The organism is Paenibacillus sp. FSL L8-0494 (genome assembly GCF_038003695.1).
GTDB classification, from domain to species: Bacteria; Bacillota; Bacilli; order Paenibacillales; family Paenibacillaceae; genus Paenibacillus_AQ; species Paenibacillus_AQ odorifer.
The window spans coordinates 309995-325329 of the sequence record NZ_JBBOPQ010000001.1 but is presented as its reverse complement, the minus strand read 5'-3'; the positions used below and the strand labels follow the sequence as shown (position 1 = coordinate 325329).

The 15335-nt window shown below is 42.0% G+C and carries 37 protein-coding genes; 4 read left to right on the top strand and 33 right to left on the bottom strand.

Annotated features, from left to right (window positions below):
* Positions 1-83: 83 nt before the first annotated feature.
* The 21 genes from NYE35_RS01570 to NYE35_RS01475 all read right to left on the bottom strand — a co-directional run bounded on the left by NYE35_RS01570 (position 84) and on the right by NYE35_RS01475 (position 8011).
* Complete coding sequence (locus tag NYE35_RS01570; protein WP_341119977.1) at positions 84-428, bottom strand: DUF1064 domain-containing protein; 345 nt, start codon at positions 426-428, stop codon at positions 84-86.
* Between the two features lie 260 nt (positions 429-688).
* The gene (locus NYE35_RS01565) at positions 689-1153 is read right to left on the bottom strand and encodes a hypothetical protein (RefSeq protein ID WP_341119975.1); all 465 of its coding nucleotides are present in this window, start codon (positions 1151-1153) and stop codon (positions 689-691) included.
* A gap of 163 nt (positions 1154-1316) precedes the next feature.
* Positions 1317-1499: a hypothetical protein gene (locus tag NYE35_RS01560; protein ID WP_341119974.1), complete on the bottom strand. Its 183-nt coding sequence runs from the start codon at positions 1497-1499 to the stop codon at positions 1317-1319.
* A 14-nt stretch (positions 1500-1513) separates the two neighbouring features.
* Entirely contained in the window at positions 1514-1900 is a 387-nt protein-coding gene (locus NYE35_RS01555; RefSeq protein WP_341119972.1) for a YopX family protein, read from the bottom strand.
* Between the two features lie 53 nt (positions 1901-1953).
* Positions 1954-2127, bottom strand: a complete 174-nt coding sequence (locus NYE35_RS01550; protein WP_341119971.1) for a hypothetical protein — start codon at positions 2125-2127, stop codon at positions 1954-1956.
* A gap of 119 nt (positions 2128-2246) precedes the next feature.
* A complete protein-coding gene (locus NYE35_RS01545; protein WP_341119969.1) occupies positions 2247-2624 on the bottom strand; it encodes a BC1872 family protein in 378 nt (125 codons plus the stop codon).
* Positions 2625-2644: 20 nt separating this feature from the next.
* Positions 2645-2791: a hypothetical protein gene (locus NYE35_RS01540; RefSeq protein ID WP_341119967.1), complete on the bottom strand. Its 147-nt coding sequence runs from the start codon at positions 2789-2791 to the stop codon at positions 2645-2647.
* Positions 2791-3087, bottom strand: coding sequence for a hypothetical protein (locus NYE35_RS01535; RefSeq protein WP_341119965.1), 297 nt, complete (start codon positions 3085-3087; stop codon positions 2791-2793). Before NYE35_RS01535 ends, NYE35_RS01540 begins: the two co-directional genes overlap by 1 nt.
* Positions 3088-3282: 195 nt before the next feature.
* Positions 3283-3498, bottom strand: a complete 216-nt coding sequence (locus NYE35_RS01530) for a hypothetical protein (protein WP_339245856.1) — start codon at positions 3496-3498, stop codon at positions 3283-3285.
* A gap of 139 nt (positions 3499-3637) precedes the next feature.
* Positions 3638-4240: a hypothetical protein gene (locus NYE35_RS01525; RefSeq protein ID WP_341119964.1), complete on the bottom strand. Its 603-nt coding sequence runs from the start codon at positions 4238-4240 to the stop codon at positions 3638-3640.
* A 73-nt stretch (positions 4241-4313) separates the two neighbouring features.
* Positions 4314-4667 (bottom strand): hypothetical protein, encoded by a 354-nt coding sequence (locus tag NYE35_RS01520; protein WP_341119963.1) that lies wholly within the window; start codon positions 4665-4667, stop codon positions 4314-4316.
* Positions 4664-4987 carry a hypothetical protein gene (locus NYE35_RS01515; protein WP_341119961.1) on the bottom strand — a complete coding sequence of 108 codons (324 nt, stop codon included), beginning with the start codon at positions 4985-4987 and terminating at the stop codon, positions 4664-4666. The genes NYE35_RS01520 and NYE35_RS01515 overlap by 4 nt, the downstream gene beginning before the upstream one ends.
* A complete protein-coding gene (locus NYE35_RS01510; protein WP_341119958.1) occupies positions 4988-5278 on the bottom strand; it encodes a hypothetical protein in 291 nt (96 codons plus the stop codon).
* Positions 5271-5438: a hypothetical protein gene (locus tag NYE35_RS01505; protein WP_341119956.1), complete on the bottom strand. Its 168-nt coding sequence runs from the start codon at positions 5436-5438 to the stop codon at positions 5271-5273. The genes NYE35_RS01510 and NYE35_RS01505 overlap by 8 nt, the downstream gene beginning before the upstream one ends.
* Before the next feature lie 5 nt (positions 5439-5443).
* Positions 5444-5845 (bottom strand): hypothetical protein, encoded by a 402-nt coding sequence (locus NYE35_RS01500; protein ID WP_076273657.1) that lies wholly within the window; start codon positions 5843-5845, stop codon positions 5444-5446.
* A 41-nt stretch (positions 5846-5886) separates the two neighbouring features.
* Positions 5887-5997: a DUF1660 family phage protein gene (locus NYE35_RS31360; RefSeq protein ID WP_445254885.1), complete on the bottom strand. Its 111-nt coding sequence runs from the start codon at positions 5995-5997 to the stop codon at positions 5887-5889.
* Between the two features lie 17 nt (positions 5998-6014).
* The gene (locus NYE35_RS01495) at positions 6015-6140 is read right to left on the bottom strand and encodes a hypothetical protein (RefSeq protein WP_341119954.1); all 126 of its coding nucleotides are present in this window, start codon (positions 6138-6140) and stop codon (positions 6015-6017) included.
* The gene (locus NYE35_RS01490; protein ID WP_341119952.1) at positions 6137-6286 is read right to left on the bottom strand and encodes a hypothetical protein; all 150 of its coding nucleotides are present in this window, start codon (positions 6284-6286) and stop codon (positions 6137-6139) included. The genes NYE35_RS01495 and NYE35_RS01490 overlap by 4 nt, the downstream gene beginning before the upstream one ends.
* Positions 6287-6301: 15 nt before the next feature.
* Entirely contained in the window at positions 6302-7039 is a 738-nt protein-coding gene (locus NYE35_RS01485) for an ATP-binding protein (protein WP_341122417.1), read from the bottom strand.
* Positions 6987-7850: a hypothetical protein gene (locus NYE35_RS01480; protein WP_341119950.1), complete on the bottom strand. Its 864-nt coding sequence runs from the start codon at positions 7848-7850 to the stop codon at positions 6987-6989. The genes NYE35_RS01485 and NYE35_RS01480 overlap by 53 nt, the downstream gene beginning before the upstream one ends.
* Before the next feature lie 2 nt (positions 7851-7852).
* Positions 7853-8011, bottom strand: a complete 159-nt coding sequence (locus NYE35_RS01475) for a hypothetical protein (protein ID WP_179086827.1) — start codon at positions 8009-8011, stop codon at positions 7853-7855.
* Positions 8012-8187: 176 nt separating this feature from the next.
* On the opposite strand from NYE35_RS01475, the gene NYE35_RS01470 reads away from it, so the two are divergent.
* The gene (locus tag NYE35_RS01470; protein ID WP_076308633.1) at positions 8188-8394 is read left to right on the top strand and encodes a helix-turn-helix domain-containing protein; all 207 of its coding nucleotides are present in this window, start codon (positions 8188-8190) and stop codon (positions 8392-8394) included.
* Here the strand turns inward: NYE35_RS01470 and NYE35_RS01465 are convergent.
* From NYE35_RS01465 to NYE35_RS01415, 11 genes are all read right to left on the bottom strand, one after another.
* A complete protein-coding gene (locus NYE35_RS01465) occupies positions 8391-8585 on the bottom strand; it encodes a hypothetical protein (RefSeq protein ID WP_076308634.1) in 195 nt (64 codons plus the stop codon). The genes NYE35_RS01470 and NYE35_RS01465 overlap by 4 nt on opposite strands.
* Positions 8582-8773: a hypothetical protein gene (locus NYE35_RS01460; RefSeq protein ID WP_341119948.1), complete on the bottom strand. Its 192-nt coding sequence runs from the start codon at positions 8771-8773 to the stop codon at positions 8582-8584. The genes NYE35_RS01465 and NYE35_RS01460 overlap by 4 nt, the downstream gene beginning before the upstream one ends.
* Positions 8770-8991: a zinc-finger domain-containing protein gene (locus tag NYE35_RS01455; RefSeq protein WP_341119946.1), complete on the bottom strand. Its 222-nt coding sequence runs from the start codon at positions 8989-8991 to the stop codon at positions 8770-8772. Before NYE35_RS01455 ends, NYE35_RS01460 begins: the two co-directional genes overlap by 4 nt.
* A 66-nt stretch (positions 8992-9057) precedes the next feature.
* Entirely contained in the window at positions 9058-9933 is an 876-nt protein-coding gene (gene recT, locus NYE35_RS01450; protein WP_341119944.1) for a recombination protein RecT, read from the bottom strand.
* 2 nt (positions 9934-9935) lie between these two features.
* Positions 9936-10811, bottom strand: a complete 876-nt coding sequence (locus NYE35_RS01445; protein ID WP_341119940.1) for a YqaJ viral recombinase family nuclease — start codon at positions 10809-10811, stop codon at positions 9936-9938.
* Between the two features lie 192 nt (positions 10812-11003).
* A complete protein-coding gene (locus NYE35_RS01440) occupies positions 11004-11234 on the bottom strand; it encodes a hypothetical protein (protein WP_341119938.1) in 231 nt (76 codons plus the stop codon).
* A 43-nt stretch (positions 11235-11277) separates the two neighbouring features.
* On the bottom strand, positions 11278-11508 hold the full coding sequence (locus tag NYE35_RS01435; protein WP_076208682.1) for a hypothetical protein: 231 nt from the start codon (positions 11506-11508) through the stop codon (positions 11278-11280).
* Positions 11498-11737 (bottom strand): hypothetical protein, encoded by a 240-nt coding sequence (locus NYE35_RS01430; RefSeq protein ID WP_341119936.1) that lies wholly within the window; start codon positions 11735-11737, stop codon positions 11498-11500. Before NYE35_RS01430 ends, NYE35_RS01435 begins: the two co-directional genes overlap by 11 nt.
* Positions 11730-11861, bottom strand: coding sequence for a hypothetical protein (locus tag NYE35_RS01425; protein WP_256716097.1), 132 nt, complete (start codon positions 11859-11861; stop codon positions 11730-11732). Before NYE35_RS01425 ends, NYE35_RS01430 begins: the two co-directional genes overlap by 8 nt.
* Positions 11862-11943: 82 nt before the next feature.
* Positions 11944-12705, bottom strand: a complete 762-nt coding sequence (locus NYE35_RS01420) for a BRO family protein (protein ID WP_341119934.1) — start codon at positions 12703-12705, stop codon at positions 11944-11946.
* A gap of 13 nt (positions 12706-12718) precedes the next feature.
* Positions 12719-12967: a helix-turn-helix transcriptional regulator gene (locus tag NYE35_RS01415; protein ID WP_341119932.1), complete on the bottom strand. Its 249-nt coding sequence runs from the start codon at positions 12965-12967 to the stop codon at positions 12719-12721.
* A gap of 186 nt (positions 12968-13153) precedes the next feature.
* On the opposite strand from NYE35_RS01415, the gene NYE35_RS01410 reads away from it, so the two are divergent.
* Together NYE35_RS01410 and NYE35_RS01405 are read left to right on the top strand one after the other, a co-directional pair.
* Positions 13154-13522 carry a helix-turn-helix domain-containing protein gene (locus NYE35_RS01410; RefSeq protein WP_341119930.1) on the top strand — a complete coding sequence of 123 codons (369 nt, stop codon included), beginning with the start codon at positions 13154-13156 and terminating at the stop codon, positions 13520-13522.
* A 190-nt stretch (positions 13523-13712) separates the two neighbouring features.
* On the top strand, positions 13713-13928 hold the full coding sequence (locus tag NYE35_RS01405) for a helix-turn-helix domain-containing protein (RefSeq protein ID WP_341119928.1): 216 nt from the start codon (positions 13713-13715) through the stop codon (positions 13926-13928).
* Positions 13929-14114: 186 nt separating this feature from the next.
* On the opposite strand, the gene NYE35_RS01400 is transcribed toward NYE35_RS01405, so the two are convergent.
* Positions 14115-14447: a LytTR family transcriptional regulator DNA-binding domain-containing protein gene (locus tag NYE35_RS01400; protein ID WP_341119927.1), complete on the bottom strand. Its 333-nt coding sequence runs from the start codon at positions 14445-14447 to the stop codon at positions 14115-14117.
* A 160-nt stretch (positions 14448-14607) separates the two neighbouring features.
* On the opposite strand from NYE35_RS01400, the gene NYE35_RS01395 reads away from it, so the two are divergent.
* The gene (locus tag NYE35_RS01395; RefSeq protein WP_341119926.1) at positions 14608-15333 is read left to right on the top strand and encodes a stalk domain-containing protein; all 726 of its coding nucleotides are present in this window, start codon (positions 14608-14610) and stop codon (positions 15331-15333) included.
* Positions 15334-15335 lie beyond the last annotated feature (2 nt).

The window sequence follows — 15335 nt, the reverse complement described above, 5'->3', positions numbered from 1 at the left end:
GTCCAACGTTATAAGAGTGCCTACATGGGCTCCATATTCGCTTACGAGCTCGTAAGACTCACCTAGGTTGATCCATGCCGCCATCATGCGCTTATCTCTCGTATCTGTAAGTCTGGATAAGCGTGCATGAACAACTTTTTCTTAAGTGAGTAGACAGGAGTCTTCATCCCTTTCACATCCTCGATCTCTTGATGACCATCTGCATAAGTTACTAAGAAGTCTGCCTTGTACTTGATAGGCTGTACACGCTTGCCTGTGGCTTTGTGTTTGAATCCTGGCATTAATACGTATGATGGCTGTAACTCGACCTCTGTGACCTCTCCAGCGCGTTTTAGGATCATTAATTCACGGTACCTCTTGGCTTCGGCGCGTGAATCGAAAATAATTTCGTCAACTTTCGTCTTTTTTGATCCGTACTTGCTGCTCATTGTCTGTACCCTCCCGATCATTTTTCTGGTTCTTTATAGTGCGGACAACTTTGATTCTGAACATCCCACCTAATCCTTCTGCAATTACTCCTAGCAATATCACTGCTCCAAGCCAGCGCCAGAAGCTTGAAAAATATAATGAACAATTTCATACATTGTGTCTTGTTCCTCTCTTTATGGGGAGCCTGATTATGTAAACCCTATCCGGCCCCCGCGTTGCTGGGATTATTCTGTCGGTAAGATGGCCTCCGGCCAATGATTTACTTTTTGTGCTCTCTAAGCTTTTCTTGGAGCTTGTGAATCACTATGCCTGCCTGACGAATTTCTTCTCTCAAATCCTTTGGAACATCCGTGTAGTCCAGCACGGTAAGCCCCCATGATAAATGGTGTGACGCATTCCCCAAATGGGCCAGTGACTGATACACGTAATCATCCAGTTTCCCGAGTCGTTTGAATCCTTCATAGTTTGGTTGGTGGGCGGCATAACTTCCGAATGGTGGATGGACAATCAGTTCAAATGATTCCTCCAACTTCAAGTTTACGGCAATGTCCAACTCACCGATGAAGACTTCACGCCCCTTTGAATCTTTAGAGAAATACTCTCCACTCTCTTCATGAAGGGTCGCAACAAATTCCTCGCCCTCCTTTGCTTCGCAGGAAACTTTTCCTTGGCAGTATTCAACAAATTCATCCTTGCACTTAACCACAATCTGTTTGTCGCTCATATCCTCTTTCCCCCCTCTACTTCCGGTGTAGTTAACCCCAAATCATCCAACCTATCAAAATGCCAATTCCCACACATACAGATACTTGGGCGAATACAATCATGAGAAATCTCATAAACACTTTTTCCTCAAGGCCGTTCAGCATACTCTTCTCCCCCTCAATTTATGAAAGTTTTACTAGCCTTCCTGTACCGTCTGTGACTGTATCCACTTCCCCATAACCTCTTTCCTTAAATTCAGCAGCTTTCTGCCGCAAATGATACTCATCTAGGGGTTCATACCACTCAGAAAAACAAACAGCCTTACCACCCGCATAAAACGTGTGAACTATAATTTTTCTACTCATTTCTCTTCTCCCCCTTATACCTCTATTAATTCTGGATTCTCGTAGATGTTGCCCACTACTTCGCATTCATATGAAATGTATTGGTAATCCTCACACAACTGACTTCCGCCTAATCTCCAACCGTATTCTTCAAAGTCGATTACGTCCGTGTGGTAAGTCGTGCTTGTATTTTCAGGAGTCTCGTAAAGGTCCGGCACCTGAAGTATGTCTCCGTCATATATCACCTTGCCGTTTTTGTCCGGTAGTCCGGTACACTGCAGATTTGTTAGTTGGGTATATTCTCCGTTCGTGATCCGGAATATGACTAATTCGCCATAGGATAAATAGGCCTGCAGGTCATCACGGGATTCTATCTCGTCACCGTCATACATCAATTTGAGTTCTTCGTCCCACGCCTTCACCTTAATCTCTCTTCCCATCGTGTATCGTCTCCTTTGATTGGGGTCTCAGCCCCCTAAATTGCTTCAATCTCGCTGTGAAAGTAGAATGTGCCAGGCTTTTCGATAATTGTGTATGTGTACCGTTGAATCTTCCCAGGTCCTCTTGTGATAGACCATCGATGAATGGTCACATTCTCACCCGTTTCCTTTAACCGAACCTTTTCGCCATCATCAAAATGTTCTTTCATGTGTCTCAGCCCCCTTATAAGTTCATCCAGCCCTGCGGCCTCCGCTACGCTAAGTATTGCGGTCGAATCGGAGGCCTGTCGGCCGTTATACTTTCATTACTGCAGCCTTACAGATTTCTTTAGACATCAGTCACCCATTTAATAGCGTCTAGATTGGCAATTAGGGCAGCTTTGCAGATCGCCAGGGGTACGATCTTGTTAACTGCTTGCCCCCGTCCAATACGCACCTCAACTTCGTTTGCGAGATTGTTCATCTTCATATCCCACGACCACCCTAACACTTGCATACGTTCCAGCACAGGCCATGCTGCGGCTATGTCAGAAGAGTACAACGGAACGTCCCGGTGAATCGTCTTTTCGTAGTCTGTGAGGAAGTATCTCGGCAACTGAGGCAGTTGTCCCTCAACCATATCCAAGGCCATTACGTGTTCGGCAATCAATGCATCTAATTCCCGTCCCGGCGTTAGTGTTTGTATCTCTTCCCTTGTGAGTGTCATTGGTTATCTCCTTCCTCAAATCAATCTATGGATTCATATTCAGTAGCTTCTGATAATTCCCCGCCGCAGACCGGACATTGTGTAAGATCATCGACTGTTAGTCCATCGGGTATTGCTTTAGATTGGGTAAGTTCATCCCATTTGCAGCGGTCACAATGTTTGATCATTAGCTATCTTCCTCCTTGGGTGCTGGGGTATCTGGGTAAAGGGAATTTAATTTCCTTCTCAGCAACTTTGCTCGAGTTAATCCAGCAGTCTCTAAATACATGATTTCGTTTTCTACCATTTCTTTCAGCCGTTGTTCCATTTCTCCGCGCTCTTTGGCTTCTTGGAGCCAGTACCCTAAAGCTACCTCCGTTGGTTCATGTTCTATGGATGGTGGAAACGGGTTGTTGCATAGCGTTTTGGCATGCTCGAAAATATTGACTCTCTCCATATCCTTTTGCCAGTTCCTTTGTGTCATTGGGCTTCCTCCCCTAAATATTATTTTGGTAACGTTCCTCTCTTGGATAACCTGCATGTCCTGCATAGATAGCCGTTGTACATACTTTGGAATGTCTTCTTGCACTCTCTGCATACACATAGTTGGTCATTCATTCTTATATCCTCCTTGTGGGAGAGGAGGGCTATTAACCCTATCTGTCCCTGTATCTTCGTACTATTCATCAATGCCCACTAGCCGTTTTGCTTTATTTAAAATTTCTGCATCTGGATCTTGATTGAAATTTTCATCCGACATTATGGACTCAATAAATGATTTTTGAACTGCGATTGGAGCAGTTTTCATCAGTTCTTTCAATTCCCTATCCATTGGAGCTTGATCGACGCTACTCCAAAGATGCAGCATTATTTCCGAAATCTCTTCTTTTTTCATACACTCACCTTCCTTCACAGTATGCGTCTACTCTGCCTTTGGGAGAGGAGGGATACTCCTACTCCCTTAATGATCTGGTTCGGCCCCCGCGTTGCTGGGTTTATGCTGTCGGACGATGGCCTGCGGCCGTTCACCATACTTAATTGTCAAACCAGAATACGACACGTATCTTTTTTGAGCGTTCATTAATCTGCTCTTCGTCGTAACAGTAGAACAGTTCCTTTGCTCGGTTTCTCAACCCTTCGATTATTGGTTTAAGAATGTTTTCTTCTACTTCCCATTCCATATATTTATGATCCGGAGCATTTGTCGATTGGCACCATGACGAAGGGCATTCCCCATTTAATGGCTTATGTGCTTCTGATTCGTGAACGTATCCACTGTATTTCGTTTTTATTTTTTTTGCTGCATACTCCTGTAGCTCGTGAAGTGTTAAGTAGCTGTGAGAATGCCCATCACCTCTCCAATATTCATTGGCTTCAAGTATTTCCGAGCAGGAATCATTAGGAATGCCTTTGCTTTCAGCAATAGGTTCTATATCAGAGTAGTTCCGCACTCCAGCTAATACCGCAAACAATCTATAGTTGCGTCCGTCATAAATTGGGGAAATTCTATATTTCTGCTCTCCGTCTTCACCTTCAGTGTAGTAAGGGTTAACTGAGTAATAGTCTCCACTGACCCATTTCTCTTCTCCGTGTATCGTTCTCTTGCCCTCTACATACATGTGAATATCGCACCCCATCGTAATCGCTCCTTTTGGTTTATGGTTTTGCGGCATAGCCGCCATCGTATCGACCGAATCAGCTCAGGCCGTATCAGGCTTTCGCCCCCTGTAGCGTGATATATGCCGCCTCTGCCCTCTCTCGGGGGCTGGCGAGCAATAGGTGTTTAACTTCAATGAGTGCTATGAGGTCATATTCTTCAACATTGGCGTACGTTGTCCCGTATACCTTCGCTGACAAAGTTTTCAAATATAGCGCTGCATCTACCTCTATAGCCTTTGCCTGTACCTCTAGGCTGGCAGCTGGGTCGGTGCAATAGTCTGTAGGCATTGAGGACATGTTTCCCTTTAGGACTCTGCCGGGACGCCCTTTATCTACCGTGTACCCCATCAACTCTGCCAGCACCATGTTAAGCTGCTGGTTTGTCTTATCCTTTACCTGTGTCATGACTTGTCGCTCCCTTCCTCAACCAATTCACCCATGCTTCCACCACTCTCATACCAATCAATCACCTTTTGTTGCCGGGCTATGGTCTGCTGTGCCTCTATCAAGTCTTCTTGTAGTCCATATACATAATCTTCATTTCCTTGGCTTACGAAGAGGATCTTAGCTTCGGCTACCTTTCTATGACGTTCTGCCTCTTGTTGTGACTCTTCTAGATCAGCCAGCAATGAATTCAGGTCGCCTACAGTGATCGGGAACAATTGACTTTTTTGATTCATCCCCGATAATATTCTCCTTACCTCTTCTATCCGTTCTGGTGTCATTCATCTCTCTCCTTCGTTGTTAGATGATGTATTAAGGGCAACCTTTATTTCTTTTAAGGAATCTTTTCCGAAACTTTCCCAACTTTCACGCTCTTGCTCTGTCCACATTTCATTAGGTTGTTCTCTCAACATGTGCTCAATTGACCATTCAGCAGATGTTAGAGCTTTATCCTTTTCTTCTAGGAGAGAAAGTAGGTGATTCATTTCATCAACTGTCATAACTACTCCGTATAAGTTTGGATCAGCGTTGAATGATTCTACTCTTTGCTTGATCTCTGTTAGTTTACTCATAGGAACCCCCAGACCCTTTACGGCTACCGCTTTGCTGAGTGTATTCAGTCGATATGATGGCCTTCGGCAAAAGGCGCTCGCTGACTTCCTTTTTGTTCTCTTCCGTCCTAAAGTAGAACTGAGGTCTGTACCCTGTAAAAAATGGTTTTCTCTTTTCCATTCCCCTCACCCTCTCAACCTTTCAAGATTTCCGTTCTTTTCCTGCTGCAGCGTCAATGATTTGCGTCCTGGTATGCGAAATCCATATACATTTCCTTCCATGCCATCGAATATTAATTTGATCGATCCATTTTCAACGTTAAATTCACACCAACTGAGGAATCCTCTTGCACTGGTATATCCTCTTTCATCAAAGTTGAACGGTTGGACATTATCATCCTCGCATTCCTTGGATACGCCGATTCTCTGTTCGTCCTCGTCATAAAACAGATATAGGCTTCCTCTTTTCTCAATTCCGAGTTTTCTTTTAAAGTTGGCGTTAAGCAAAATTCGTTTCTCTTTGTCTATCGATATGGCCATATCCGACATTCGTTCATCTACTCTACTTACTGGCTTGAACTTCCCCATTAAGCTCACCCTCTCACCTTCTGTACGCCCCGTAGTGGCGTTTAATTGTCGTTCCTATACACCGAACTCTTCCCACACCGCTTACACCGTTTGTGCCATCTCCGCATGTTGTAGTCGTACTTGTGGCCGAATAGTCTACATAGGATTCTCATGGGTCGCACTCTTCGCATTAGGCTGCTTCCTCCTCTTCTGCATCTGCAATGCTAGGATCCATACCAAATGCTTCTAGTCCGCGCCGCCACCATTCTCGAAAGTCTTCGTCGTATAAGTCGTAATCGTCGATAGGCTTTGTCATATTACACCTTGAATCATGAGAATCTCGTTCAAAATTTGCATCACCTCATGGGCTAACTCTGTTTTTCCTTCATTCCGGTATCCATCTGCTCTTTCCAGAAGACTATCTGTATAATTTGATAATTTTTCATCCAGTTCGTTGTACATTTCATCCATCCTCTCTTATTTAAGCCGCAGATTAAGTTCCATATTTCTGTTTATGATCGCCTTGTAGTCACGACACATTTCGTTTATTCTGCTACCAACCGCCTCATCAAACTGGCACATTTCAGATATAGTCCGTTCTGAGCTAATCAGCATTGGCAGTTTTTCCATGTAGCGATAATTCACGATTGCGAAAAACTGTTCACGTTGCGTCTTAGTTGGTTCCTCTCGACCCTTGTACACATCATCCAGAAACAAAACTTGAGCATGTTGTAATCTTCTTACTCGTTCTGGCATCATCTTGAAATCCTCGCTGATCTCCGTCCAGCCTTCCACCCACGGAAAGTAGATTACCTCTACGCCCCGTTGTATCAAGTTGTTGGACACTGCCATTAGCAGATGCGTCTTCCCACATCCCGGTTGACCCAGCAAGCAAATGCTATTCTGTCTATCCTTTCGAATCTCTTTGAATTTCTTCGTATATTCAAATGCAAGGTCATGAGCTTTAATCACTTCTTGATGAAGATCATCTTTTTCGAAGTTTCCGAAGCTTTTGTTCTTGAATTCTTCTGTTATATTGCTTGATTGAATTAAACGCGCCACTCTCCTTTGTTTCACGCACTCACATTCACGCCAGTATTCGTATCCTTGCTCGTTTCGGTAGAACTCACCTTCTGCACCTCGACACTTTATGCAAATAGGATCAGAAGATGGTCGGGTCGTAAGGGGCTGTGCCTGTTCTGGAGCTACTGACATCGAGGAATGCATACTCGCTCTTCTTTTGATCGCCTCCAGATCGAACGTCTTTAGTGCGTCCCTTAAACTCTCCACCGTTACCACCTCCAACAGCTATCAAAGTGTAATCTTTGTATCTCTCATCGTTTAAAAAGGTTTTGGGATGCTTTATGAACTGCTGCTCCGTCTGTTTGTTCTCGCAGTCTGTTGCATAGTTCGTAGCGCACTTGATAATGATCTCTGATGATTCGCCGTTCTTGATAACCTTTGTCCATGTTTTAAATGCTTCAACTTTTCCAAGTTTCCTAGGATACACATTCCAGAATTCATCGAATTCGGGTGGATATATCTTTTCTTCTTTTACCTTCTTTACCTTATTCTCTTTATTTACTTTCTTATTATTGTTCCCCGATTGTTCCTCCACTGTTCCAACACTGTTCCCCGACTGTTCCAAGTTCCGTTCCAAGTTGCTGTTTTTATAATTATCAAACCCTTGGTACTGCTCATAATTAAGCACTGTAAACACTGTTCCAAGTTCATGCTTTCTCGTGCATAACCTTTGCGCTTTAACGAGTGAAACTATAGCACGGTGAATCACTGAAGTTGAGTAATTTTTGATCTGTCTGTTTTCTATATAAGTAAGGTCTTCCTGAAGCTTTCGAGTCGATCGGCACCACTCCCCACGTTTCAAAATTAGGTCGTCGGCTAATCTAACACCATCTTCCGAGTACACGGCCTTACCATATATAAGGAAGAAAAGTCTGAACTCTACGATGTTTTTCCATATGGGATTGTCGAATAGCTCCCGGCTAGTTTGAAACGCTCCTGCCATATTTACACCGCCTGATCGCGTTCTAGCTTCTCCTTGATCGCTTGCACCACCCAATCATGTTTGCTATAAGGCGTTAGCTTTGCGGCCTTGGAAACAACCTCGCTGAAGTTTGTTTGTAGTCTCAATGGGAACGTCTTAACCTCTAAGCTGTTTTCGTTCACGGTTATTCCTCCTTTATTTATTTCCTGATTACTAACTAAGTTAATTGTAACTTACTAACTACCAAATGGCAACTACTTTATTACCATTTTGATGAAAAGTTTTACTGTATGGCAATTAGTCCGTTATAGTACAAAGTAGGATAAAGTAGAAAAATTCCACACGGTAGGTGTAAATCATGATAAATAGTAAATTGCACATTCTAATGGGCCATAAGAAAATCAAAAGTATCCGTCAACTATCTGAAGAAACTGAAATCACTAGACTGTCACTGACTAAGCTGTATAAGGGTGAAGCTAAGGGCATCGAGTTCGCTACTCTCAACACCCTGTGTACATTTTTCGAATGTGATATAAGCGATCTGCTGGAATACATCCCTGACTAAGCACTCTTTAACCGATGCAGTTCTTCCTCTGCCTCTTCGATACGGCGGTTTATTGTATTACGTAAATCGCCGTAATGCTCGATATCTCCCAAGACTGTGTACTTGACTGCATATCTTAAACAGTCTTCGAACATTTCAATTTCTTCACGCCAACCTGCAATGTCACTGCGTAACTGTTCTTGCCTGGTCATGCGCTCACTTTCCTCTCTCTGTATGCCTTGAATCCATAGCTCCGATCCAGCAGCCGATTATCAATCTGCACTCTTGGAGTTTCAAGAGATTTCATGTGTATCAGCATCTTGATAGCAAGTGAAGGTGATACATTGCCGTTCTCCGATATCTCACGTAGCGCCAACTTTTCATAATCTGCACTGGTCATGCGCTCATCCCCTTCTTTTTGCGTTTCTCCTTCACGATCTGATCGAGATCATCAGCAATCTTTTGTAGCTCCTTACCTGTAGGACACTCGTTTTTGCAGATGCTTTGCAACCGGTTATAGGATGGGTGTGCCCATCGCTTGTCCAGTTTCAATGAGCACGTTTTGCAGACTTCTAGGTGCTTGTCCATTTGTTGGATAACATCATCACGTTGACTCATGCTTCCTCCTTATAACTCCACGCGCGCGTGGGTGGCTTTGTAAACTCCGTTAACTACTACCCTCCATTAGAAGGGTAGCTCGCCTTGATTTGGATCAGTCGCAGTCTCTGTCGTTTCCTCAGTAACATCTTTCCAATCTGTAACGTCCACAATTTCGCTCATATTTTCAGCAGAAGAATCGAAGTATTTGGTTGTTTCGTCTTGATCTACTGCGCGTTGGAATTCAACGCTGATTGGCATATATTTCATTAGAGATTTAAGAACTGTCTTCTTAGCCATCTCGTCAAAGTGGTCTACCCATGGCCCGAAGTTCTTAGCCTTACTGAATTTATCCCGGTGGATCACGATGTCCTGTCTGCTCATGACCATGAAGGAGTAACCGCCATCCTTGAACTTGGCATAAGAGTAATACTTCACTACGGGACCACGATCACCATCGGCTGGAACGTGTCTCAACTTCTCATTAATTCCGTACTCATATTCAAATTCATCATTCTGGTGAACTGCCTGCGCCATGATGCTGCTAATCTGTCCGGTGCGGCGCGCCAGCTCAATCAGACCTTTATATCCAATCTGGAACTGGCATTCGTCTACTAATTGTCCTGTTTCTTTGTTCTTATTTCGATAAGGAATGAGGTATGCGTGACCCAAGATAGAGGGTTCAAGTCCTAACTGAGCACACTGCATAACGGCTCCAAGAAGGCTCTCAGGTGAGCAAACCTTTAGTTTAGGGTTAGTGCGGATACTGGTTGTAGCGATTCGAAGGAGACGATCAGGAGTTAAATGTTTAGGAATAGCCTGTGCAATAGCTGGCTTCATTTGTTCGAATAGGTCATTGATGGTTTTACCTTTGGTTGGTGTTGTTGTAGTTGTTGTAGCTATACTTGATAATTTTCCTGCTAAATCACTTTGACTAGTTGTTGCTTTCGTTGTCATATTCATTGTTAATTTCCTCCTAATATTTTGAATACACGACTACCGCGTGCGTTTGTTTTCCAAGAACAAAGTTTTTCATCTTTCCATATTGCTAGCTCATTTTCACCCATCAGCTGCTTAACTTTGTTTTTCACGTCCTCATGGTCTTCCTCTGCCTGTTTTAAGGCTGTCTTCGTAACAAGCAGTCTATTTACAAGGTCGTAGTAGACTTCGCTTATATTGACGCTTGTAGAAGCGCTACGAGGGAACATGTAATTCATCAAGTTTGTATCCTGTGCCTTAACTTCTGGCAGTACCTTTGCCTTCACATGGTCATTCCAAAAGTTTTCTTCTATCGTGATAAGGCTGTTAATTAAATTTTCATCACGCTCAATCACACGCCACTGGAAGTCCCAACCTCCGATTAATACTGCTACATACCACTTGTCAGCGCCTGTAACAGCCATGTAGTGATTAGCTTGTAATTGGTACTCAGTCGGAATAACTTCTGTATTACCGTCGAACCAGTGATTTCGCGAATATTCTCCAGTGTTTTTTATTTCAAGCCCGGCATTCTCTCCTGGGACCCAACGGTCGATGTTCGCAAGCATGCAAGGATGGTCTTTGTGTTGAAAGATGTAATTTTGTTTTTGAACACGTATCCCGGTTTCTTCTTCAAACCAATCAGCTACAACTGGTTCAAGGATCCGGCCAGCCTTCATTTTTGGGTTATCTGCGATAGGTGGGATCTCTCCGATTTTGTCTAAGTAGACTTCCAAAGCTGATTTATAACGACTTAGACCACAGATAGCAGCCACATCAGAACCGCCTATGCCACTTCGCCGCCATTCTAACCATTCGTCATGCTCCATGTCCTTGGTGCCCACCAAACGAATCGCTTGCATCTGTCATTCCTCCCTAATTCGTGCTATGATTTCTGTAGGTTTTTTAATAAGCAACTGACATGGGTGGCCCTCCAACGGCTGCCCATTCTCTTTTTAGCACCCTTGCATAGTTCAGAAAGCACGTCCTCACCCATCGTTTATCATTCGGCCTCTGCTTCGCCAGTTCCAGGTATAAAGTGCGGTCCTGCGGGATCATACGATTCCAAACTGTCTAAAGCGCTCTGCGTGCTCCTCAACTTCCTCCACATGTTCGGTCAACGCTTCTATCAGTTTTTTGGCATCATTTATTCCGAAATTCACCTCAACCTGTGCACCGTGTGCACCTATCTTTATTTTGAAAATTTCCTCAGAAGGATTCTTCGTGATCCGTTTTGCAGCGTATTCCATTCCGTATGTGGTGAAAATATAATCAACCTCGAACATTTCACTCTCTCCCTTATAGTGGTTTAAAATATCGGATACCGTTTTAAGCAGATTCTTTCAGCTCTCTTTCGATGTAGGCTTTACCCAGTTCTATTGATGCTTCAAGGGCTTTTTGTTCATCCATGGTGCGAACCTCTTTAATACGTAGTCCCTTTTCTGTAACTTCCCTGAGAAGGCTATCCATGCTTACCGCAGCCCACTGGAAGTTACGCCCACATTCGGTTGTGAAGTAAAATTGAATTGATGGTGCTGGTGGCGGGTACTTAGCTTGCATCGTCAAACCCTCCGATCGGTCTCACAAATGGCTTGATGGTGCTGGTCATGGCTTCCGTCATGCACGATTTGCAATGTGGCTGTAGAGTGTTGTAAACCTCGTACTCTGCTTCAGCACCGCACCCACAAGTTGGTGTGAAGATGCGCGTTTGATGCTTGGGCTTGTCCGGTCGCTTGAATGGAATTACCGTAAGTTTGCGATTTGTGATTTCATCGAGTTTTTTAGCCAACTTTCTTCTCCTCCTTTAACTTCGCCTGTTCTACTTCATTGCTCATTCGCAGTATCAATTCTGGGGATAAGTTGTTAACATTCAGTTTCACTCTCTGAAATTGCTCGATATTTGTCTTTTCCATGTTGTCCTCCTTGGAAAAATCTTCTTTTTCAGAAGGTTATTAGTTGTGTAAAATTGAATTGTTATTAATATGAAAAAATATGTTATGCTTCCTTCTTTAATTGCTCTGTTTCTGATCTTCTTTTCAGTAATCTCGCAATATAATCAAATCCTTTTGCTGTAACGCGTGTGGCCGGATCATTTACAATTACATCGCCGCTGGCTCTAGGTCTCTCGGTAACTTTGAAATATCCTGCATCAATAAACCGTTGGTATGGTAATGTAGAGTTTTTCATGATTATTCCTTCTTCTCTTAGGATTTGGTAAAGCTTTGTTCTTCCAGTTCCTAAGGACTTAGCAACTTCTTGCATTGACATGGTATTGTGAGCTGATATTGCTAAGTTGTAGATTGCCACTGGTGTGGCTTGATCCTTAAGCTTTTTATCCTTTTCAGCTGCTTCAATTGCGAGTTGTTTGTTTTCAGCTTCGATAGCTTGGTTCTTTTCTATTTCAGCAGCTAGTAACCTAAGCGTTTCAGGCATCGTTTGCGGTATCATATAACCGCCTGTTTTGCGAATACTAGGGATAACATCGTGTGTAATCCAGCGTTTGAATTGTTTAGCTTCCGGTTTTCTACTGCCGAGTATTAAGGAATAAAGGCCATACTCATTTACAACATTTGCTTCACCTTGACGACCTATGTTCAACATAGCCCGTTCGTCTGTATCTAGGCGGTTGATTGCTTGCGTTGGATTTGCGATTTCAAGAACTTCACAAACATCTTTTGCAACAAACCAAGGTTCTCCCTCGATGTTCAAAGTTCTCATTTCTTGATGGCCATACATAAATTGTTGAAGCTGGTTCATACATAATCACTCCCTATGCAGATTTTTTATTTTGCCTCATATTGTGGCAATCCTGATCAAAAAAAAGGTCTGGAAATAGTTTTTCAGATTGAATTCCGAAGTAACGTGACATTTTCAACATTAGTTTAATACTGGGATTCCTTTGCCCAATCTCAATCATGCTTAGTAGTTGTCTTGAGATTTTTAGCTTACTTGCCACACTCTCTTGGGAACCTTCAGCTTTACGTATCTCTGTTAAAAGGGTTCTTCTCTTTATATCCATGTAATCACCACCTAACTAATTGCCACATTATGTGGCTGTCTATGAGATAACTATACTGCCACAAATCGTGGAAGTCAATAGTTGTTTGCAACATTTTGTGGATCGTGTTTTTCTGACACATTCTGTGGAGTAAACTAAGGGATGGAATGTTGTATTATGTTAATTTATTGCAAAGGAGATAACGAAATGTTACTGGGGGATCGATTGTCCGAACTCAGAAAGAATAAAAAAGAAACTCAAGAACAAACTGCCAAAAATCTAGGTCTGACAAGATCAGCGTACTCTCAGTATGAATTAAATACTAGGAGTCCAGATCAAGAAACTTTAAAGAAAATGGCAAACTATTTCAATCAGTCAATAGATTATCTATTAGGAAGAGACACAAAAGAGAGCGAACCTAATTCGCTCCCAGAGGAAGTTATATTAAAAGTTATTTCACAAGCAGAGGAAGATTTTGGTGTAAGCCTTAGGGACGATCCTGTGGTTGAAGCAGCTGTGAGGGATTTAATACGCAATCTTGCGAAAATGAAGAAATCAACTCAGAAAGGTGATTAATAAGCATATCCTGCGTCATGGGAATTCCCTTTCTACTAATAATAACTTCTGCCGACTCACATAACTGTTCATCCATATCATTCTCTCCCTTGTGTCTCACACGAAGTTTTTTATAAAATAATACCATATAAATGGTACATTAGAAACACATGTTCCTATTTTTGATAAAAAAATATAAGGTGGCAGTGTGATGGAGTTAGTACCCGTCAGCTGTCGCATTCCTTACTTACTCAAAAAGATAGGCAAAAACCAACAATGGTTAGCAGATAAGACTGGGTTAAGCAAACAGAGAGTGTCGGATATTGTACACCTACGAATGGATAATATCTCGATACAAAGAGCTGCTGTCATTGCCTATTACCTTAACTGCAAGATTGATGATCTTTTTGTATGGGAATGGCGATAGCGGAGTGGCAATAGCTACTCTCGGGTAACAGTACCACTTAAATGGTACTTCATCATTCGCAGATACATAAGTTAATCTTCCACGTTGGTTTATGAACAAATTATAACAACATATGATAGGAAATGCTGTCGAATTTTGGCACAACGCCCATACCTAAAAGGGGGTTAAAGGGTATTGACTTTTCTGTTAATATATTTTTTTCCGTACAATCACAGTGCTTCCATCGTGAAACTCTACAATTGAACCGCTTTTATGTTGTTTCGCTTCTTTAACTCTCTGATTATTTACGCCAGTTGATCGGTCATATAACTCGAAGCCGTATTCACAATATGCTGAATGAGCTTCTTTTAGAGTTGATAACGCAAGAAAAGACCCCTTCGAGGTATGGAATGCGAGGACTTTATCGGAATTACTATCTTTCTTCCATAGATCAAAATAATTAACTTCATTGATATCGATCTCGACAAAGTCGCTATTATCACCGACCCTATCGTTGAGTTTCACTACTATTAATTTCATTTATGCGCTCCCTAAGATGTTTCTGATAATCGTAAGGGAGATTTCTAATAAATTCATTGCACAAAATATGACAGTAAATTAAAGTTAATATTGGGAAATGTCGATAAATACATAATTAGCAAATTCCGCAGCCGATGTGGATATATAAGGGGATATACATATGAAGAAAAAAATTATATCAATAGTAATGGCATCGAGTTTATTGGTGACGGGCGTAGTGAGCGCGGCAAGCGTTTGGGGTTCTTATAAGGGTAATGACATTATCCGCATCACTTCAAACGGCGTTGCGCTGAAGACTAGTGATGTTCCAGCGATCAGTTACAACGGTCGGACCATGATTCCTATAAGTATGTTGGGACAGATTGGAATAGGGTATAACTGGGATCAGGCTAATAAGACAGTAGATGTAAGCAACAATTCAAGTAATAACTTAGGAATAATTGAAAGTGATGAATCAACAATTAAAGACTTCATTAAGAATGCTGATTTTTTTAACAAACTCAGATCTTTAGGAGATTCATTAACACTTGTTTCTAGTGCATACAGTTTAGCTTATGACGAGATGTACGCGAAAAAAGTTAACTCTTATTTAACTACAGCTAACAAACAATTAAATGGAACAATAGATTCATATAATTCGATTTTAAACGAATCAAAAAACTATAGCGATTCTTCAATTTCACTAATATTAAATGATTATTACACTGCTATAGATAATTATAAAAATATGGATTCCTCTTTAAGTAAGTACTTTTATTCAAATTCTCAAAGTGATTTTGATAATTATTTAAATGGTAGTAAATACGGATTCAATTCTACATTCAGTGGTAAACAAAAAGCGATTAATGGGTATAACAAATATATCAATTTAGCTTTAAATAATTGAAT

Bases quoted from the DNA above. Each gene is read 5' to 3' on its own strand.
- NYE35_RS01435 (WP_076208682.1), bottom strand. From the start codon at position 11,508: ATGCAAGCTAAGTACCCGCCACCAGCACCATCAATTCAATTTTACTTC.
- NYE35_RS01420 (WP_341119934.1), bottom strand. From the start codon at position 12,705: ATGAACCAGCTTCAACAATTTATGTATGGCCATCAAGAAATGAGAACT.
- NYE35_RS01535 (WP_341119965.1), bottom strand. From the start codon at position 3,087: ATGACACAAAGGAACTGGCAAAAGGATATGGAGAGAGTCAATATTTTC.
- NYE35_RS01470 (WP_076308633.1), top strand. From the start codon at position 8,188: ATGATAAATAGTAAATTGCACATTCTAATGGGCCATAAGAAAATCAAA.
- NYE35_RS01510 (WP_341119958.1), bottom strand. From the start codon at position 5,278: ATGAGTAAACTAACAGAGATCAAGCAAAGAGTAGAATCATTCAACGCT.
- NYE35_RS01525 (WP_341119964.1), bottom strand. From the start codon at position 4,240: ATGGGGTGCGATATTCACATGTATGTAGAGGGCAAGAGAACGATACAC.
- recT (WP_341119944.1), bottom strand. From the start codon at position 9,933: ATGAATATGACAACGAAAGCAACAACTAGTCAAAGTGATTTAGCAGGA.
- NYE35_RS01530 (WP_339245856.1), bottom strand. From the start codon at position 3,498: ATGAAAAAAGAAGAGATTTCGGAAATAATGCTGCATCTTTGGAGTAGC.
- NYE35_RS01570 (WP_341119977.1), bottom strand. From the start codon at position 428: ATGAGCAGCAAGTACGGATCAAAAAAGACGAAAGTTGACGAAATTATT.
- NYE35_RS01455 (WP_341119946.1), bottom strand. From the start codon at position 8,991: ATGAGTCAACGTGATGATGTTATCCAACAAATGGACAAGCACCTAGAA.
- NYE35_RS01410 (WP_341119930.1), top strand. From the start codon at position 13,154: ATGTTACTGGGGGATCGATTGTCCGAACTCAGAAAGAATAAAAAAGAA.
- NYE35_RS01445 (WP_341119940.1), bottom strand. From the start codon at position 10,811: ATGCAAGCGATTCGTTTGGTGGGCACCAAGGACATGGAGCATGACGAA.
- NYE35_RS01500 (WP_076273657.1), bottom strand. From the start codon at position 5,845: ATGGGGAAGTTCAAGCCAGTAAGTAGAGTAGATGAACGAATGTCGGAT.
- NYE35_RS01425 (WP_256716097.1), bottom strand. From the start codon at position 11,861: ATGGAAAAGACAAATATCGAGCAATTTCAGAGAGTGAAACTGAATGTT.
- NYE35_RS01490 (WP_341119952.1), bottom strand. From the start codon at position 6,286: ATGTACAACGAACTGGATGAAAAATTATCAAATTATACAGATAGTCTT.
- NYE35_RS01520 (WP_341119963.1), bottom strand. From the start codon at position 4,667: ATGACACAGGTAAAGGATAAGACAAACCAGCAGCTTAACATGGTGCTG.
- NYE35_RS01505 (WP_341119956.1), bottom strand. From the start codon at position 5,438: ATGGAAAAGAGAAAACCATTTTTTACAGGGTACAGACCTCAGTTCTAC.
- NYE35_RS01415 (WP_341119932.1), bottom strand. From the start codon at position 12,967: ATGGATATAAAGAGAAGAACCCTTTTAACAGAGATACGTAAAGCTGAA.
- NYE35_RS01485 (WP_341122417.1), bottom strand. From the start codon at position 7,039: ATGTCAGTAGCTCCAGAACAGGCACAGCCCCTTACGACCCGACCATCT.
- NYE35_RS01395 (WP_341119926.1), top strand. From the start codon at position 14,608: ATGAAGAAAAAAATTATATCAATAGTAATGGCATCGAGTTTATTGGTG.
- NYE35_RS01400 (WP_341119927.1), bottom strand. From the start codon at position 14,447: ATGAAATTAATAGTAGTGAAACTCAACGATAGGGTCGGTGATAATAGC.
- NYE35_RS31360 (WP_445254885.1), bottom strand. From the start codon at position 5,997: ATGAGAATCCTATGTAGACTATTCGGCCACAAGTACGACTACAACATG.
- NYE35_RS01460 (WP_341119948.1), bottom strand. From the start codon at position 8,773: ATGACCAGTGCAGATTATGAAAAGTTGGCGCTACGTGAGATATCGGAG.
- NYE35_RS01565 (WP_341119975.1), bottom strand. From the start codon at position 1,153: ATGAGCGACAAACAGATTGTGGTTAAGTGCAAGGATGAATTTGTTGAA.
- NYE35_RS01405 (WP_341119928.1), top strand. From the start codon at position 13,713: ATGGAGTTAGTACCCGTCAGCTGTCGCATTCCTTACTTACTCAAAAAG.
- NYE35_RS01560 (WP_341119974.1), bottom strand. From the start codon at position 1,499: ATGAGTAGAAAAATTATAGTTCACACGTTTTATGCGGGTGGTAAGGCT.
- NYE35_RS01480 (WP_341119950.1), bottom strand. From the start codon at position 7,850: ATGGCAGGAGCGTTTCAAACTAGCCGGGAGCTATTCGACAATCCCATA.
- NYE35_RS01465 (WP_076308634.1), bottom strand. From the start codon at position 8,585: ATGACCAGGCAAGAACAGTTACGCAGTGACATTGCAGGTTGGCGTGAA.
- NYE35_RS01545 (WP_341119969.1), bottom strand. From the start codon at position 2,624: ATGACACTCACAAGGGAAGAGATACAAACACTAACGCCGGGACGGGAA.
- NYE35_RS01515 (WP_341119961.1), bottom strand. From the start codon at position 4,987: ATGACACCAGAACGGATAGAAGAGGTAAGGAGAATATTATCGGGGATG.
- NYE35_RS01495 (WP_341119954.1), bottom strand. From the start codon at position 6,140: ATGACAAAGCCTATCGACGATTACGACTTATACGACGAAGACTTTCGA.
- NYE35_RS01440 (WP_341119938.1), bottom strand. From the start codon at position 11,234: ATGTTCGAGGTTGATTATATTTTCACCACATACGGAATGGAATACGCT.
- NYE35_RS01540 (WP_341119967.1), bottom strand. From the start codon at position 2,791: ATGATCAAACATTGTGACCGCTGCAAATGGGATGAACTTACCCAATCT.
- NYE35_RS01550 (WP_341119971.1), bottom strand. From the start codon at position 2,127: ATGAAAGAACATTTTGATGATGGCGAAAAGGTTCGGTTAAAGGAAACG.